Source organism: Paenibacillus sp. sgz302115 (genome assembly GCF_056120445.1).
The window spans coordinates 100,372-118,137 of sequence record NZ_JBVYOK010000001.1; the positions used below are offsets into that span (position 1 = coordinate 100,372).

Sequence of the window (17,766 nt, forward strand, 5' to 3'; positions counted from 1 at the left end):
CTAGCGCAGCTTCGCAAAATAGCTGCGCAGCGCCCAGCCGCGTTCCTGGCGTTTCTTGTATTTGGGCAGCGAGCGGTAGACCGCCGTCGATTCGGCAAAAGCGCGTTTGGCCTCTTCCGTTCTACCCAGTGCCTTATACATGGAACCGGCCAAGTAGTAGGCTTCGCTTGAGGAAGATTGGATCTCCTGAAACTGGCCTACATAATGGAGGGCTTTATCATGGTCAATGTTGCGGAAGGTTTCTGCAAGACGCAGATATGGCTGGCCATATTGGGCTTTGCTGTTAATATCCAGACCTTGCAGCATCTGCGCTTCCCCTTCGGCGAGCTGGCCCAGCTTGAGATTTACATAGCCAAGCTCCACCCAGTATTCAGCGGATTGCTCATAGCGGTCAGCGATTTGCACAAGAAGCTCCTTGGATTCTGTATAACGCTTGCGTTCTGTAAGCAGTCTTGCCAAATCGAATTTGGCCGACACATCGTTTGGATTCAGTGAAATGGTAGTCCGCAATTTGGAAATTTGCCGGCTCCGGCGGAACGGCTTGGTGAAGCTCGGGAATAGGCCGACATATCGGCGGTCCAGGAAATACAAGATAACGAGCAGGATAATGATCGCAAGAAAAGGGTTGCCTACCAGACGGTATAGCAGTAAGAAACCAAAAAATTTTAACATGACTTCCCTCCGTTATGATTGTGTTTCCGAAATCACTAATTTTGTTGGAGCAGCGGGGCAGGGTAATTATACCATATCATCCTTTATTTCTGATTGCTATTTTTTGTACAGAAGTCCCAAGCCTGCTGAATTGACACCCGGCGGGTTAGGAATTAAGCTGTGTGCATTACTATATCTTGGAGAGAAGGATGATTTATGGAGTCTGAATTGACAAAAGCAAGCTTGCGTCCGTTGGGACATTCCTCATTGTCCGTTTCACCGCTTGGTCTGGGATGCTGGCAATTCAGCCGGGGGAAAGGCATCGTTGGCCGGTACTGGAGCAACCTGGACGAATCGGACATTCTGGAGATTGTGCGGGCAAGCCTGGAAGGCGGTATGAACTGGGTCGATACGGCAGAGATTTACGGAGGGGGAAAATCAGAGGAAGCGCTGGCCCATGTGCTGGATCAACTGAAGAAGGAGGGCAGCCCCCATGCGACTCCTTTGATTGCCACCAAGTGGTGGCCGCTCATGCGCACTGCAAGCTCCATAACCTCCACGATTGATGAGCGCATCCGCCACCTCGGCGGGCGGGATATTGATCTGTATCAGATTCATCAGCCCTTCTCCTTATCTTCGATTGCCAGTGAGATGAAGGCGATGGCAGGACTGGTGAAAGCGGGTAAAATCCGCTACGTAGGCGTCAGCAATTATTCGGCGAAGCAGATGACGGAGGCGCACAGGCTGCTGCGGCAATATGATCTGAGTCTTGTCTCCAATCAGGTGAAGTACAATCTGCTGGACCGCAAAATAGACCGGAACGGAACTATGGCGGCGGCAAAAGAGCTGGGCATTTCAATTATTGCCTATTCCCCGCTCCAGCAAGGAATTCTGACCGGGCGCTTCCACAAGGACCCTGCACAGATCCGGGCCGTTTCCCGTGTGCGGCGGGTGCAATCCGGTCTTGACGATAACAGCATGGCCCGCAGCAAGCCCTTGATTGACAGCTTGACGGTGCTCGCCGATAAATATGCGGTTACCCCCGGCCAGATTGCCCTGAACTGGCTGATTCATTACAACGGAGATACGGTGGTTGCCATCCCGGGCGCTTCCAAGGTCCGTCATGCCAGGGAGAACATTGGGGCAATGAGCTTCCGGCTGACCCAGGATGAGCTGGAGCATCTGAATGGAGCCTCCTGGTCAGCACTGAAATAGAGGAAGTCATGCCCTAATCATAGTGTAAATACAAATGGTATGTTCACAACCTCCGTCCCGTTATGCGGGCCGGAGGTTTTTTACATTGATGTGCAAAAAAACTGTTTAGGATGGGCTGAAGCGGGGTATATAGGAGATAAGACGCTGCGCAGATACGCAAAATTTGTGGATACTACGAAGGAGGTTGAATTGATATGAATATGACGGTACATAATCTTATGGCTTTCAATCATCATTATTTCAGACCTCAGCCCGTGGCCGATGCTAAGCCGCAAATATCCGGTGACAAGACGCTGAGCTTTCAGGATGTGCTGAATGAGAAGCTGAAGGCATTTAGCGAAATGAAGAAATAGCGAAGCAGCCTATGAAGCTTATAATGGTATAAAAAGATAGAAGCCGGACAATTCGACCTTGTGGTCCATTGTCCGGCTTTTTGGTGCGGATATAAGGAGCTATTTCTCCTTAATTGTCCAGATTGGTTGCTCCGAAATGATTGCCGTCGGGATCGCTGAAGCCGAAGCCGCCGAACCCGTCACTGCCGTTAAAATAATGAATGTCGGTTACAGTTACCCCGTTTTCAATAAGATAATGATGAAAGCTCTCCAGCTCCGGCACATAGAAATCAATGATTCCGTGGATTGTGCCGGTATTGCTGTTCTGGAAGAACAGCCGCTCAGCCTGATCGCCGGCAGCAACCAGATACAGTTGCGGAGCACCGGGAGCGCCCGGGAGCTGAAGCATTGCATCGTGGTCGGACTCATGCTGAATCTGGACGCCCAGAAACTTCACATACCACTTTGTGGCTTGCTCAATCAGGGTGACTGGAATTTCAAGTGTGGCAATGGTCTTTACGAATGGGTTCGCCAAGCAGTATTCACTCCGTTTCGTTAGGGTCTGACTTCATAGAACTGGCAGCTCTGGCGTGAGTAGTAGGTCAAATCACTAACCCGTGACTGGATAACAACCTCCGAATCCGTGAAGCGGACAACGGTGGCCCCTGAATTCACCAGATGATCATCCTGGAAGACCCGTACCGGCAGCTTGCGGTCTACGGCCTCCTGCAGATCGCTATCGGTCAGCAATGGGCGGTTGATAGGCATGGATGTAATCTCCTTTTGCATATTAAATGTAGTCTGTAAATAAAAATAGTATACCTGTGTGCAGCAGAGAAATCCAGATGCCGGGGAGTCTGGAGGAGAATCCTCAGCATATGCTGGTCAAACTGTAAAAATCCCCTTTCGTAAGTATTTCCACCATAAATCGGAAGTTTGCCTCCTCAAAAAAATAGATTGCCTACTGTACACTAAGTTTTGTAAGAGAAACTATTGAGAGGGGTACAGAGGAATGAAAAAAGCAAAGAACCTAGCGGTGACGCTTGCTGCCGTTCTGCTCGTCGGTTCGCTGGCAGGATGCGGAGGCAACAACAACGCCGGGAACAACGCAGCAAAAGATAATTCGGGTAACACCGCAAAAAGTACGGAAGCTGCTGCAACTGAGAAGGCTGCAGATCCTGCTGAGAAGATTGAGCTCTCCTTCTGGACGCTCGGTAACGTCAACTACGAAGATCTGGCGAAGGAGTACACCAAACAGCACCCGAACATTACAATTAAGATTCAGAACACCGGTGACCAGACAGCGCACCACAACAACCTCACGACAGCTTTATCGGCAGGTTCGGGCGCACCTGATATTTTCCAACTTGAAATCGGTTTCATGGAACGGTTTATTGGCGCTCAGGACAAATTCTATAACCTGAATGACTACGGCGCCAAGGATATTCAGGCCAACTATCTGGACTGGAAGTGGAAGCAGGCTTCTTCGAAGGATGGCAGCTTCCAATTGGGCTTGCCGACCGATATTGGTCCTACAGTTGTATACTACCGCACAGATTTGGCCAAAGCTGCCGGACTGCCGGATGACCCGGACGGCTTCGGCAAAGCCATTGATACCTGGGATAAATTCGCCGCTGTAGCCAAAGCTTACAAGGACAAAATCGGCAAGCCATTTGTCGATCTGACAGATCTGACTTATAACGCCTTGCGTGACCAATCCGCTGATGAAATTTATTTCAGCAAAGCGGACGGCTCATTTATCGGCGACAAGAATCCTCAAGTCAAGAAAGCTTATGATTTCACGGTAAAAGGAATTCAAGAAGGCTGGATCAGCAATGTTATGCTGTGGTCTCCTGAGTGGGGTCAAGGCATGAGCGACGGTCTGTTCGCTGTTGTTATGGGACCTGCCTGGATGGCCGGTAACATTAAGAGCAATGCGCCGGATTCCTCCGGCAAGTGGAAAATTGCCCAGCTTCCTGAAGGCGCCGGCAACTGGGGCGGTTCGTTCATCACCCTGCCGAAGGAAGGCAAGCATCCTAAGGAAGCTTATGACTTCATCCAATGGATGGTTAACAAAGATAACCAGCTTGAATCGTTCAAGACCAAAGGTCTGATGCCTTCCATTCCTGCACTGTATGAAGATCCGGCATTTAAGGACTTCAAGGATGATTTCTTCGGCGGTCAGCAGACTGCAGTTGAATTCGGTAAATCGGCAAACCGCGTAAAACCTGTATACTACGGTCCTCTGCATGACCAGACCGATACTTTCTTCAAAAATGCACTGAAAAACGTGCTGGAGAAGAAAGCTGATCCGGCCAAAGAGTGGGATGAAGCCGTTAAACAGGCGAAGACTTTGGCAGAACGCGGCTAAGACTTTCAATTAAGGTTTTGGTTTTCATGATCGTCCGGATTCATGGAGGGGAGTATCCTCTATGAGTCCGGATTTAAAAATGTAATTTTCCTTGGAGGTGTGACATGGCTGAACCCGTACTCGTGAGTCCGCATGCCGAGAGCAAACGCCCCTTTTTAACTGAACAAAGACGGAGCCGCATTACCGCTTATACCTTTATTTCTCCGTTCTTTATTCTGTTCTCGATATTCGGACTGTACCCGATTTTCTTCACAATCTATTTATCCTTCTTCAAATGGGATGCGCTGGGTCCCATGAAATACGTCGGCTTGAAGAACTATGATCTGGTGACGAGTGATCCAACCTTCTGGATCTCCTTCTCCAACACGCTCATTATGGGCCTCATGGGAACCGTGCCGCAGCTTATTCTGGCCTTGCTGCTCGCGGTGCTACTGCATTCGGGCATGACCAAGTTCAAGAAAACGTTCCGCATTCTCTATTTCATGCCGAACATCACCTCTATCGTTGCTGTTACCCTCGTGTTCAGCACACTGTTCGGCAACAACGGTATGATCAACTGGATGCTGAACGGCCTCGGCCTGGATAGTATGGCCTTCAACTCCGGCTGGTGGGGTGTCAAAATCGCCATTTCCACGATGGTTATGTGGCGCTGGACGGGCTATAACGCGATTATCTTCCTTTCCGGCCTGCAGAGCATACCGACGGATCTGTATGAAGCGGCCCGCATCGACGGAGCGAACAGAAGACAGCAGTTTACTTTTATTACAATGCCGCTGCTGCGTCCTTTTATTATTTTTGTTACCCTGCTCTCAACGATTGGTGCCCTGCAGCTCTTCACCGAGCCATATGTATTCCTGGGCCAATCCGGAACCGGCTCGACACGGCAGGAAGGGATTACGATGGTTACTTACCTGTACAGCGAAGCGTTCCGTAATGGATTCTTTGGTACGGCGGCAGCTACGGCGGTTCTGCTGTTCCTCGTTACGATTATTTTCTCCTTGCTTAATATGCTGGCCTCAAGCCGTATGGGCGGAGATACAGGAGGGAGAAAAGCGTGAGCACACTGCGAATGACGAAAAAGAAACCGGACGATCTCGGCCTTTTCGGCAAATTCTGGTTCTATGTTCTAATGATTATCGGAGCGCTGGTGTCCGTGTTCCCGTTCTATTGGATGTTTGTTGTAGGTACCAATGATAAGGGTGCTGTCTTTCATGTGCCGCCGCTGCTGACCATAGGAGACCAGTTCGTTAATAACTTCAAGCGTGTGCTGGATAAGGCGGATTTCTTCCAGGCACTGGGCAACTCCTTGTTTGTTGCGTCAATGGTGACGGTCTCGGTTGTGTTCTTCTGCACGCTGGCTGGGTATGCGTTTGCCAAATATGACTTTCCGCTCAAAAATGTGCTGTTCTATTTCGTTATTGCCACTCTGTTCGTTCCGCAGCAGCTTGGTGTACTGCCGACCTATGTCATTATGGCGAAGCTGCACTGGATTGATAGCTTCCAGGCGCTGATTGTGCCGGCGATGGTGAATGCCTTCGGGATCTTCTGGATGCGCCAATACATCTCCACAGCGGTGCACACGGAGCTTATTGAAGCGGGCCGGATCGACGGCGGGGGACACTTCCGTATCTTCTGGAACATTGCGATTCCGGTCATTACCCCGGCGATGGCTACGCTCGGCATTCTGAATTTCATGACCGTATGGAATGATTTCTTCTGGCCGCTTGTCGTTCTGAAGAACAAGGAGCATTTTACGATTCAGATTGCGCTCCAGCAATTGTTCTCCAACCGTGACGGTCTGGATTATGGAATGATCATGTCCGCTACCTTTACGGCGACTCTGCCGCTGCTCATTGTATTCCTGCTCTTCAGCCGCTGGGTTATTGCCGGACTCACCTCCGGTGCGGTTAAGAGCTGATTTTACCGTAAGTTATTACTTTAAATGGTTGCAATTTGAATGGTTGTAAAAGGAAATTGGGATTGCCGTGAAGAATAATAAGGACATAGGACAGCAGGAGGAAGGGACGGTTGTATGAAGCTCCGCCGCAAAATTTTGTTCGCTATTATTCTTCTCGTGTTCATCCCCGTCATTGTGATGGGCAGCGTTACATATGTTAATTTTTCCAATGCGATGGAGAAGAAATCCAGTAATTTCTATTGGATCTCACTTCTCGAAACAGACCGCAAGCTGAAGTTTGCGCTTAGTGAAATTTCATCGATAACCAATTCGGCCATCACGCAGCCGGCGATTCAGCAGTCTCTGAAGCAGCCGGATTTTGTGCTGACCTATGACCGCAAGCAGGAGATCAACAACCTGCTGATCAATCATCCGATGATTACCTCGTTCAGTCTTTACGGCAAGGACCGTCTGCTGTATCAATACAATGCTCCCATGTCCTTTGCGGATATGCGCAAGCAGGTCTGGTATGGGGCAATGGAGAGCGCCGAAGGGCGTCCTGTCTGGTCCGGTCCCGGGGAGAACGGCTCCGAATCCTCCGGCAACCCGGTGCTGGTGCAGGCCAGAATCATTAAGGACTATTATTCGCTGGAGGATATCGGGTATCTGGTAGTGTACGTAAAGCCGGATTTGCTTGACCAAATTTTCTGGGAAGCCAATACGCTGAAGAAGGGGGATATACTGCTTGTCAATAAGCAGGGAAATATCGTCTTTGACAAATCGGGTGAACACATCGGGCAGCGCACGGATTTTCCTTTTTTACAAGAAAATTATACCCAGGAGAAGGACTATTACATTGACTACTATCAAGGGGAGAAATCTCTGATTACTTTCCTGCCTTCACATAATTCGGACTGGTATTTGGCGGCCATTACACCGATGAATCTGATTTCCTCGGAGTCGGTGTCGATCCGCAACATCGCGCTTATCCTGGGTACTATTTCCCTGGTGTCCGCCTTTTTCTTCGACCATTATTTCGTGCGAAGGCTTGTGCGCAGCATTAACAGCGCGGTGAATGGGATGAAGCGGGTTAAACAGGGGATTTTCACGCCGATTTCGATGCCGCTGCATGCTGATGATGAAAGCGATTCGCTGATTGACGGCTTCAACCGGATGAGTTCACAGATCAGCGAGCTGATCGGGCAGGTGCAGACGGAGCAGGGCCGCAAGAAGGAAGCGGAAATGCAGGCGCTCATGGCGCAGATTAATCCGCATTTTATATATAACTCTCTGGAGTCGATCAACTCTATGGCAGTGCTGGCCGGCAATAAGGATATCAGCAAAATGGTTGTCTCGCTCGGCAGGCTGCTGCGCATCAGCATCAGCCAGAATCAGGAGCTGATTCCGCTGCAAATGGAGTTTGAGCATGTTCGCCATTATCTCGATATACAGAAGTTCCGTTTTGAAGACAAGTTCTCCTATGCGCTGAAGCTTCCCGATACGCTAAAGAATCTAAGGACGCAGAAGCTGATCGTGCAGCCGATTGTAGAGAACGCTTTATACCACGCCATTGAACAGATGGAAGAGCATGGTGTGATTACCATCGAAGCCGAGGAAACCGGGAAGGATATCATCATTATCGTCAAGGATAACGGGCCGGGCTTTGATCTTGTAACCCTGACCAGTCTGTGGGACAAGGAACCGAGCAATCCCAAGAAATACAGCGACAGCGGCGTAGGCCTGAAGAATGTGCATGAGCGCCTGAAAATCCGGTTCGGCAATCCCTATGGCATTATAGTCTGTTCATCCCCGGGCTTCGGTTCGACAATCTGCATCCGTATACCGAAAATTCAGCCATGACAGGAGGACGCAGGATGAAAAAGAAGCAAAGGGCCATGAGGTGGCTAAGCAAATGGGGCTGGATATTCCTCTACATTATGCTGATGTCAGGCGCGGTGTTTTATATTCTGCAAGGGGGCAGAGAACCGATTGAGAACAACACGGAGGAGAAAATAACGCTGACCTTCCGCCATTTCTGGATCAAGGAGCATGACCGGCCGCTGCTGGCGATCTTCGAGGAGGTTGTGAAGGAGTACCAGAACGCGCATCCCAATGTAAAAGTGAATTTTGAAGGCCTGGACCAGACCATCCACCGTGAGCAAAAGCTCAAAAGCGAAATGGTTACCGGAACGCCGCCGGATATGTTTGTGCTCTTCGGGGGTGCGGAGATCGAGCCTTATGTGCGTTCCAACCGGCTCATGGATTTGACGGAGTTCACTGAGGAGAACGGCCTGAAGAATCAGTTCAAGGACCTTCATCTATGGACGTTTAACAATCATATTTACGGGCTGCCCATCGAAGGGAATGCAGAGCCGCTGTATTTTAACAAAGTCATCTTCAACAAGCTGGGCATTAAAGTTCCTGAAACGGTCAAAGAGCTGGATCAGGCGATTCTGCAATTGAAGCAGGCGGGCTACATTCCTTTTGCACTTGGCAATGAGGACCGCTGGCCTGCCGGAATATTCGCCCATTATTTAATGGACCGCTATGCCGGGCCCGATCTGATCCAGAAGCTGGTTACCGGAAAGGATGGAGCCAGCTTTCAGAACAGCGCGTATACGGAGGCCTTTAAGCATCTTAATAAGTGGATATCCGAAGGGGCATTCAGTCCTTCATCGAATGATCTGTCAACGGAGAATGCAGTCATGCTGTTCACTAGCGGAAAAGCCGCCATGTATCTGAACGGGAACTGGGACATTAATCTGTTCTCAGGAGACACAGCTCCTGTTGACTTTCAGAATCAGGTGGGCGTAATCCCGTTCCCCGCCCTAAAGAGCGGAGAAGAGCCCTCAATGGCGGGAGGGTATACGATTGGGATCGGGCTCTCTTCAAGTCTGAGCGGAGCTAAGCGGGAAGCGGCGCTTGCGCTGCTCAAGGGATTTTATACCAAGGAAATACAGACGCGGATTGTCTATGAAGGCTTAAGAATTCCATCCATGCGGATTACCTTTGATCCGAAGAAGACAGGACCGGTATTTGCCCAGGTCATGGGGATCATGGAAGACAACCAGATGAGCTTCGTGCCGTATGACAATCTGATGTCGCCGGAAGTCAAGAAAACATTCCTGAGTGTCATTGAAGAGATGATTGATGGAGGTTTGCAGGCGGATCAGGCGCTGAAGCAGCTGCAATCCGCATCGAAGCAGTACTGGAACTTGATTCAGAGCTCGACCATTCAATAAGTCTGGGGGGGGGGTTGCCCTGATGTGTGCACAACATGAGAAATACAAAGTATTGCTGGTGGATGATGAGCCGATTATACTGCGCAGTTTGAAGGTAGCTATTCCGTGGGAGGAACTGGGCCTGACGATTGTTGGTGAGGCGAGAAACGGGGAAATGGCGCAGCGTTTGATTGAAGAGACTTCGCCGCAGATTATCATCAGCGACATCCGCATGCCGGTTATTGACGGCATTGCGCTGATGAAGGAGGTGCTGCCCCGGAGTAGCCGCCTGATTTTTATTTTTATCAGCGGTTATGGGGAATTTGAATATGCCCGGGAGGCGCTGCGGCAGGGTGCTTTTGATTATCTGCTGAAGCCGATTGATCATGATGAACTGACGGAAATGCTGACCCGGGCCAAAGCGAAGCTCGATCGCCAGAAAGAGAATGAACAGATGCTGCTTTCAGTGCAGACCTTATCCATGCTGGCCCGGGAGCGGATGCTCGCCGAGTTTACCCAAGGCAATCCGCGGCCGCTGCAGCACTTGAAATGGCTGGAGAACAGCGAGCTGGAGGGCGAATATTTCATGGCGGTAGTCCGTCTGGACGACTACTCGGAACTGACGGCACAGTGGAGTGCGGAGGAGAAACGGCTCTGGCTGTTCGCGGTACGCAATATCCTGGAAGAATGGTCGCTTGAGAATGGGGTGCTCTCCGTATTCCCTTTCTATAATGGAGAGTGGATTCTGCTTTTTCCCGGGAGTCTTGGCGGCGGTAAAAGAGAGCTTGGCGAGCAGCTGATTGCCGGCATCAAAAGATATTCCAAGCTGAACTGTTCGGTCGGAATCAGCCGCAGCACGCGGGGGATTAACCAATTGAGCACGGTGTACCCGCTCGCCAGCAAGGCCCTGTATCAGCGCTTCTACTCCGGTCAGGCGGGAGTGTTCATTGATGAGGAGACAACGGTGACCGGCAGCCGGGAGGTGAAGTACCCCAAGGAGCTGGAGCTTGCGCTGATCGAGAGTATCCGTACCTTGAATCTGGAGCGGATGCTCGGTCTGTTCGATGAAATGGCCGCTTTTATTGAAGTCCAGAGTCTTCCGCAGGAGCTGGCCGAACGGCTGATTATTGAAATGATCGTTGTGCTATACAGACAATTCGAGCACTTGAATATGCACTCGGACTGGTCACTGGAAGGTCTGCTCAGCAGACTGCACGGGCTGGGTACGCTCTCCTCCATGATAGCCGCGCTGAAGATCGAATTCCGCGAGTGGATGCTGGAGAGCAGCAAGACAACCTCCCGTGAGGATGGCCGGAGTGTGGTTGAGAAGTCCAAACGGTATATCGAGGCCAACTACCACAAGGATCTCAGCATCGAAGAGGTCGCGGAGGTGGCCGATCTGAGCATCAGCCATTTCTGTACACTGTTCAAGCAAATCTCCGGCTATACCTTTCTGGAGTTCGTGACCCACTGCCGGATGGAGAAGGCCAAATATATTCTGAGCAGCAGCAATGTAAAGGTCTATCAGGTAGCGCCACTGGTCGGCTATCAGGACCCGCGCTACTTTACCCAGGTGTTCAAAAAAGCAACCGGAAAAACGCCGACTGAATACCGTGAAGAGCATGCCCAGCAAGCGAACTAGCCTTTGCTGCCAATAAGTACGAGTAAGCACAACCTATCCTTTATGTGAAGCGCCCAGTTAAGTTTCCGGCGCTTGGCATAAAGGATTTTTTGCATCCGGATCGGAGCGTAAAAAGTAAACAAATTAGATGCTTGTTTAATTAAATGTAGACAAAATAAATAAATGTCTATATATTAATAAACATATTGATAATTTGTTTATTTTTATGGAGGGGTATTGAAGTGTTAAGGAACCGGTATGTGAGGACGATTGTTTTGTCCAGAGTATTGCTGCAGCTTGGTGTTTGGGTACGCAATTTTGCCATTCTGCTGTATGTAACAGAAATAACAAATAATGACCCGTTTTATGTATCCCTGATTTCGGTGGTTGAATATGCCCCGATCTTTCTGTTTGCGATTATCGGGGGGACCTTTGCCGACCGATGGAGGCCGAAAAGAACGATGATTTTAAGCGATGGGCTCTCGGCGGTGTCCGTCCTGGTTGTCCTGCTTGTGGTAGCGGGGGGGTCATGGAGAGTTCTACTGCTGGCTACGTTTGCATCTGCTGTTCTGTCACAGTTCTCGCAGCCTTCGGCGATGAAGCTCTTCAAACAGCATGTGCCGGAAGATCAGCTTCAGCGCGTGATGGCGATGTTCCAGTCGCTGACAGCATTCTTTATGGTGATTGGTCCGGTGGCGGGCGCTTATATTTATCAGCATTACGGGATTGAGGTCTCTCTGGTTATTATGGCGGCAATGTTTACCGGCTCGGCGCTGATTCTCAGTCGGCTGCCTAAGGACGCAATCGAGAACGGCGAAGTGGTGCGAAGCGGAATTATTGCAGAAGTGGCAGCCGGACTGCGGTATGTGCGCTCCAGCAGTGTGCTGAAGAATCTTGGAGCAGCGTTTGCCTTCGCAGGGCTGGCGGCCGGATTGATTCAACCGCTTGGCGTGTTTGTCATCATCGAGAATCTGGGCAAGGACAGCGGGTTCCTGCAATGGGTAATGATGGCGAATGGAGCTTCCATGCTGGTCGGAGGTGCGCTGATCATGGCGGCCGGACGCAAGGTGAAGCCGCAAATTATGCTGGCTGCTGGCTTGCTCGCCAGTGCCTTGGGAACCATAGGTGTAGGTTGGTCACACCATGTTGCGCTGACCATTGTGCTGCAGACGCTGAGCGGATTCTTTTATCCCTGCATACACATTGGTATCAATACGCTGCTTATGCAAAATACGGAGAGTGCTTATATGGGGCGGGTTGGCGGTATCATGGGACCATTGTTTATGGGCTTTATGGTCATCGGCATGTCTATTGCAGGGTATTTGAAGGAAGCCTCCTCGCTGTTCACGGTATTTGCCGGAAGCGGAGTGTTGTTCCTGATCGCTATGCTGGTTCTGCTGCCGATGATCCGAAAGAAGGAGAAGAGGTCTATACGGCCGATGTCCTCCTAATCAATGTGACAAATGTCATGCTGAATCCTTGATGTTTATGTCTTACTGGGGTGACGTTTGCTTCTCTATAATGATGCTAGATGAATGTATCTTTAATGGATGCATCCGAGGAGGAAACGGGCAAGATGACTACCAGCCAGACATCACAGCTATCCAGATTGAAAAAAAGTATGGCCCCCTACGAGCAAACAGACCGGGGTTCGAGCATCAGACAACTCGTGAATACCCTATTGCCGCTGGCGTTTTTGTGGGCAGCCGCATATTTCAGCCTTTCCGTACACTATGGGCTGACTCTCCTGTTGGCAGTTCCTGCGGCGGGGTTTGTGATCCGCACCTTTATTATTTTCCATGATTGCTGTCATGGATCATTCTTCAAAAGCCGCAAAGCCAATGATATCCTCGGGACGATTACAGGCGTATTAACGCTTGTACCTTACCGCCAGTGGAAACACAGTCATTCTATTCACCATGCCGGGAGCAGCAACCTCGACAAAAGGGGAATCGGCGATATCTGGATCATGACCACCGATGAATATGCGGCTGCGAATCCCTGGAAACGCTTGTACTACCGGATCTACCGCCATCCGCTAACCCTGTTTGTGGTTGGTCCGATTGCTGTATTTGTGATTATATACCGCTTTAATGCCAGAGGTGCAAAACGCAAGGAACGGATGAACACATATCTAACCAATGTTTTGATTGCGGCACTTTACGGGCTTTTGATTTGGGCCATCGGCTGGCAGGCTTTTCTGCTGGTGCAGCTCCCCATTGTGTTCCTTTCCGGCTTTCTCGGAATCTGGCTGTTCTACGTGCAGCATCAATTCGAGGATACCTACTTTGAGCATGATGCGGAATGGAGTTATGTCTCCGCCGCTGTGGAAGGAAGCTCTTACTACAAGCTGCCGAAGCTGCTGCAGTGGATTACCGGCAACATCGGCTTCCATCATGTGCATCATTTAAGCCCGAAGGTGCCGAACTACAATCTGGAGCGGGCGCACAACGCCTCGCCGCCGCTGCAGCATGCCACAACCATTACGATTGCTTCAAGCCTGAAGGCGCTGCGTTTCCGTCTGTGGGATGAGGAGAACAAAACGTTTGTCAGCTTCAAGGAGCTCAGAGCCAGAAAACGGCAGAGCAAGCAGCAGTCCGACGGATTGAAGAGGATCAAGCCGGGATTGCAGAGCGAATAGATGGAGTAAACATATAAACTGAACTTGAGATATTTCCATTTCGGGTTTTGGTCGTGACTGCAGGGAATGTTTGGACTTCCGGCCGCTGTTGTCTGCGGATTTCTACCGCTCTTCGCGGTGGAAATCCGCAGACAAAGGCGGACGAGTTCGCTCCGTAAGTATCCAAACTTCCCCTCCGTCACTTTGCCCTTTTTGGTTATTTTTCAAGTTCAATTTATGCAGATAGAGGAAGAAAAGACCGGAAATAGCGAAAGCCGGTGCTGCTCTTTCTCTTTTTTGCCGCATATTGCCTGTTGCCATCGGGTTTATGCTAGAATGGGGGTACAAACTTGCAGGCAAAAAGGATGGCTGACATGCAGAAGTGGCATCACATTTTCCATAAAAGCACTGGCCTCAGCCCTTATGTATGGGTCGTTTTTTACATTCTGCCGTTCTATTTCATCTTCCGCTTCTCCTCTGTTGACCAGAACCAGTGGATATATGGCGTGTTCATGGTAGCGATATTTTTCACCTGTTATGTGCTATCGTTCAAGTCAAAGGGGTGGGTGGTCTATTTCTGGACCAGTGTGCAGATTCTCGTCTCGATTACGATGACTCTGCTGTTCGGATATATGTATTTTGCGCTGTTCCTGGCTTTTTTTATCGGGAATATCCAGAAGCGGGCCGGGTTCTTCACCTTCTATTCCATTCATTTGCTGACGACGATTGTGGCGATCAACTATGAGCTGATCACTGGCAATCCCGTATTTATCGCGCAGCTTCCGTTCGTTCTGGTCAGTATGATCGCTGTGGTGCTGCTACCTGCGACGACGTATAACCGCAACAACCAGGATAAGCTGCAGGGCCAGCTTGAGGATGCCAATAAACGGATTTCCGAGCTGGTCAAAATGGAGGAACGCCACCGGATTGCCCGTGATCTTCACGATACGCTGGGGCAGAAGCTGTCCCTGATCGGACTCAAAAGCGATCTCGCCGGCAAATTAATCCATAAAAACCCGGCGCAGGCGGTTATTGAAATCAACGATGTCCGCCAGACGGCCAGAAGCGCGCTCAAGGAAGTCCGGGAGATGGTTACGCAGATGCGGGGTATCCGGTTCGAAGACGAACTGATTCGGATTCAGCAGTTTCTGCAGGCGGCGGAGATTGAATTTCAGCTCGAAGGCAATCCGAAGCTTACCAATACCTCACTGATTACCGAGAATGTGCTCAGCATGTGTCTTAAGGAAGCCGTAACGAATGTGGTGAAGCACAGCGGCGCCACTCTCTGCCGGGTCCTTATTGAGCCATCCCGCACCGATCTGGTTATCAGGGTACATGACAACGGCGCAGGCTTTGGGGCGGCGAATCATTACAATAAAGGACATGGACTGCAGGGAATGAGAGAACGGCTTGAATTTGTTAACGGCAGTATGGACATTGTGGCCCATGAAGGGACAACGATTGTTATTAAGGTGCCCAATGTTTTTATGCAGGCTGAACTGGAGGTAGAGGGACAATGATCAGAATTGTAATCGCTGAAGATCAGCGCATGCTGCTGGGGGCATTGGCTTCCCTGCTCGATCTGGAGGACGATATGAAGGTAGTGGGCCGGGCCGGAAACGGCGAGGAGGCCGTGAAGCTGGTGCAGCAGCACAAGCCGGATATTTGCATCATGGATATTGAAATGCCGGCGATGAGCGGTCTTGAAGCGGCGGAAGCGCTGAAGGATTCAGGCTGTAAAATCATGATTCTGACCACCTTCGCCCGGGCCGGGTATTTTGAACGTGCGGTCAAAACCGGTGTGGATGCCTATTTGCTCAAGGATAGTCCGAGCGAGGAATTGGCGCTTTCGATCCGCAGCGTGATGGCCGGCAAACGGCTGTATGCCCCCGAACTTATGGACGAGGCTTACAGCAGCGAATCCAATCCCCTGACACAGCGGGAGAAGGAGGTGCTGGGCCTGATCGCCGACGGCAAAAACACCAAGGAGATCGCCAGCCAGCTATACATTACAACCGGAACGGTCCGCAACTACATTTCCGTCATTCTCGACAAGCTGGATGTGGGCAACCGGATTGAAGCCATTACCAGGTTTAAAGAAAAGGGCTGGTTTAAATAGGTTTTTGCGGAAAGTTGGATAAAACCCGAATCAGGGGACTCTTAGGAGTCCCTTTTTTGCTTGCAGATATACTGTGGAGTCCTAACGCGATCTGGGACAATATTACTATTTTTCCCATGAATCGGTGCTCAGGATTGGAACCGGCAAGCATTTTTGCTATGATGAATGCAAACATGTGCTCTTATCCCTGATTATGGTAATGACAGAACATGTTTCAGCAACGCACAATTATTCTGGCTGTTCAGCCACTTAATCCAGTCGGGAGGAAACCCATTTGCCTGAACTCACATCATCCTATGTTGATTCACTCGCACCCAACGCCGCCGCCATCAAGAACGGTATGGGACTGGTGCGCAAGAAGAGCTTCATACAGCTGCATATTTCTGAGAACAGTGAATTGCTCTTCGGACAGTGCGCCGGCAGCGGTAAAACCCCTTATGAATGTTCTGTGGACTTTATTGTGCCGGAGAATCCTGTTTTCCGCTGCACCTGTCCCAGCCGCCAATTTCCCTGCAAGCACGCTTTAGGTCTGCTCTATGCTTATACAGAAGGACAGACATTCACACCTGCACCTGTGCCGGAGGATATAGCTTCCAAACGCGAGAAGGCTGAGAAGCGGGAGGAGAACAAGGCGAAGCAGGCAGCCGAAGGCGGCGGGAGCAAGCCGAAGAAGGTCAATAAATCCGCGCTCAAGAAAAAAATCACCGCACAGCTCGAAGGACTGGAGCTGCTGGAAAAGCTGGTGCTGTCCTTGATCCGCGGCGGACTGTCCACCATTGACAGTAAGACGCTCAAGATGATTCAAGAGCATGTGAAGCAGCTCGGCAACTATTATTTGTCCGGAGCGCAGATTGAACTGCGCCGGCTTGCGCTGCTGCTTGGGGGCGGGCAGGACCTTGAAGAGAATTATACATATGCCATGGAGCAGTTGACCCGGCTTCATGCTTTTATCAAGAAAGGCCGGGGCTATCTGACCGCCAGAGCAGAGGACCCGGAGCTGGCGCTGGATCATGAATCTACAATTGATGAATGGCTCGGACATGCCTGGCAACTGTCCGAGCTGAAGGAATACGGGCTGGTGAAGGAAGCAGCGGAGCTGCTTCAACTGGCCTTCTACAGCTACGATGATCTCGCCCGGCAGGAGTATGTGGATCTGGGTTACTGGGTAGAGCCTGCAAACGGCGAGATTCACCGGACAGTGACCTACCGCCCTTACAAAGCGGCTAAGCTGATGCGGGAGGAAGACAGCTTTTTTGAAATTGCCCGGATTCCTATGCTGTATAAGTATCCAGGTGATATGAATGCCAGGGTCCGCTATGAGGAGATGACGGGCAGAGCTGTCTCAGCAGATGACTTAGTCCTTGTGTCTGAAAGAGCACACCGCTCTTACGCGGAAGCTGTTAAAAAGGTCAAAAATCAATTAAAGAATCCGCTTGGCGACAAAACGCCTGTGCTGCTGCTGCATGCAGCCAGCCTGGGTGTAACGGAGAGCGGACAGTACGTGATCACGGATGAGTCTGGCAGCTCTCTGGTACTTGAGGATATTCCATCCCTGCCACAAGGCACTGTGAATCTGCTGCCTTTCCTGCCTGCTTCATCGCTGGCTGACAGTTATATCCTGGTAATGTTCGAGCACCGTCTGGATCAGGGACGTCTGGTAGCCCAGCCGCTAACCGTCATTAAAGACGGCGAGACTACACGGCTAATGTATTAAAATAT

At 50.5% G+C, this 17,766-nt stretch carries 16 protein-coding genes; 13 read left to right on the forward strand and 3 right to left on the reverse strand.

Annotation, left to right across the window (positions count from 1 at the left end; genetic code table 11):
* Positions 1-672, reverse strand: coding sequence for a tetratricopeptide repeat protein (locus tag AC0LWN_RS00450; protein ID WP_474662700.1), 672 nt, complete (start codon positions 670-672; stop codon positions 1-3).
* Positions 673-867: 195 nt separating this feature from the next.
* On the opposite strand from AC0LWN_RS00450, the gene AC0LWN_RS00455 reads away from it, so the two are divergent.
* Complete coding sequence (locus AC0LWN_RS00455; RefSeq protein WP_474662701.1) at positions 868-1,866, forward strand: aldo/keto reductase; 999 nt, start codon at positions 868-870, stop codon at positions 1,864-1,866.
* 194 nt (positions 1,867-2,060) lie between these two features.
* Positions 2,061-2,219, forward strand: coding sequence for a hypothetical protein (locus tag AC0LWN_RS00460; protein WP_474662702.1), 159 nt, complete (start codon positions 2,061-2,063; stop codon positions 2,217-2,219).
* Positions 2,220-2,328: 109 nt separating this feature from the next.
* Here the strand turns inward: AC0LWN_RS00460 and AC0LWN_RS00465 are convergent, their stop codons facing one another.
* On the reverse strand, positions 2,329-2,733 hold the full coding sequence (locus AC0LWN_RS00465; protein WP_474662703.1) for a VOC family protein: 405 nt from the start codon (positions 2,731-2,733) through the stop codon (positions 2,329-2,331).
* A gap of 20 nt (positions 2,734-2,753) precedes the next feature.
* A complete protein-coding gene (locus tag AC0LWN_RS00470) occupies positions 2,754-2,966 on the reverse strand; it encodes a hypothetical protein (protein WP_458965754.1) in 213 nt (70 codons plus the stop codon).
* A gap of 244 nt (positions 2,967-3,210) precedes the next feature.
* Between AC0LWN_RS00470 and AC0LWN_RS00475 the strand changes: the two genes are divergently transcribed.
* The 11 genes from AC0LWN_RS00475 (at position 3,211) to AC0LWN_RS00525 (ending at position 17,761) form a co-directional block, all read left to right on the forward strand.
* Positions 3,211-4,569, forward strand: coding sequence for an extracellular solute-binding protein (locus AC0LWN_RS00475; RefSeq protein WP_474662704.1), 1,359 nt, complete (start codon positions 3,211-3,213; stop codon positions 4,567-4,569).
* A gap of 104 nt (positions 4,570-4,673) precedes the next feature.
* Positions 4,674-5,627: a carbohydrate ABC transporter permease gene (locus AC0LWN_RS00480; RefSeq protein ID WP_474662705.1), complete on the forward strand. Its 954-nt coding sequence runs from the start codon at positions 4,674-4,676 to the stop codon at positions 5,625-5,627.
* Positions 5,624-6,487: a carbohydrate ABC transporter permease gene (locus AC0LWN_RS00485; RefSeq protein ID WP_474662706.1), complete on the forward strand. Its 864-nt coding sequence runs from the start codon at positions 5,624-5,626 to the stop codon at positions 6,485-6,487. The genes AC0LWN_RS00480 and AC0LWN_RS00485 overlap by 4 nt, the downstream gene beginning before the upstream one ends.
* A gap of 114 nt (positions 6,488-6,601) precedes the next feature.
* Positions 6,602-8,326 carry a sensor histidine kinase gene (locus tag AC0LWN_RS00490; RefSeq protein ID WP_474662707.1) on the forward strand — a complete coding sequence of 575 codons (1,725 nt, stop codon included), beginning with the start codon at positions 6,602-6,604 and terminating at the stop codon, positions 8,324-8,326.
* 14 nt (positions 8,327-8,340) lie between these two features.
* On the forward strand, positions 8,341-9,708 hold the full coding sequence (locus AC0LWN_RS00495; RefSeq protein WP_474662708.1) for an ABC transporter substrate-binding protein: 1,368 nt from the start codon (positions 8,341-8,343) through the stop codon (positions 9,706-9,708).
* A 22-nt stretch (positions 9,709-9,730) separates the two neighbouring features.
* A complete protein-coding gene (locus AC0LWN_RS00500) occupies positions 9,731-11,329 on the forward strand; it encodes a response regulator (protein ID WP_474662709.1) in 1,599 nt (532 codons plus the stop codon).
* A gap of 221 nt (positions 11,330-11,550) precedes the next feature.
* Positions 11,551-12,759 carry an MFS transporter gene (locus AC0LWN_RS00505; RefSeq protein ID WP_474662710.1) on the forward strand — a complete coding sequence of 403 codons (1,209 nt, stop codon included), beginning with the start codon at positions 11,551-11,553 and terminating at the stop codon, positions 12,757-12,759.
* A gap of 125 nt (positions 12,760-12,884) precedes the next feature.
* The gene (gene desA / locus AC0LWN_RS00510; RefSeq protein ID WP_474662711.1) at positions 12,885-13,949 is read left to right on the forward strand and encodes a Delta(5) desaturase DesA; all 1,065 of its coding nucleotides are present in this window, start codon (positions 12,885-12,887) and stop codon (positions 13,947-13,949) included.
* A 353-nt stretch (positions 13,950-14,302) separates the two neighbouring features.
* Positions 14,303-15,448, forward strand: a complete 1,146-nt coding sequence (locus tag AC0LWN_RS00515; RefSeq protein ID WP_474663538.1) for a sensor histidine kinase — start codon at positions 14,303-14,305, stop codon at positions 15,446-15,448.
* Positions 15,445-16,047 carry a response regulator gene (locus AC0LWN_RS00520; protein ID WP_458965746.1) on the forward strand — a complete coding sequence of 201 codons (603 nt, stop codon included), beginning with the start codon at positions 15,445-15,447 and terminating at the stop codon, positions 16,045-16,047. Before AC0LWN_RS00515 ends, AC0LWN_RS00520 begins: the two co-directional genes overlap by 4 nt.
* Positions 16,048-16,321: 274 nt before the next feature.
* A complete protein-coding gene (locus AC0LWN_RS00525) occupies positions 16,322-17,761 on the forward strand; it encodes an SWIM zinc finger family protein (protein WP_474662712.1) in 1,440 nt (479 codons plus the stop codon).
* The last annotated feature ends 5 nt before the right edge of the window (positions 17,762-17,766 follow it).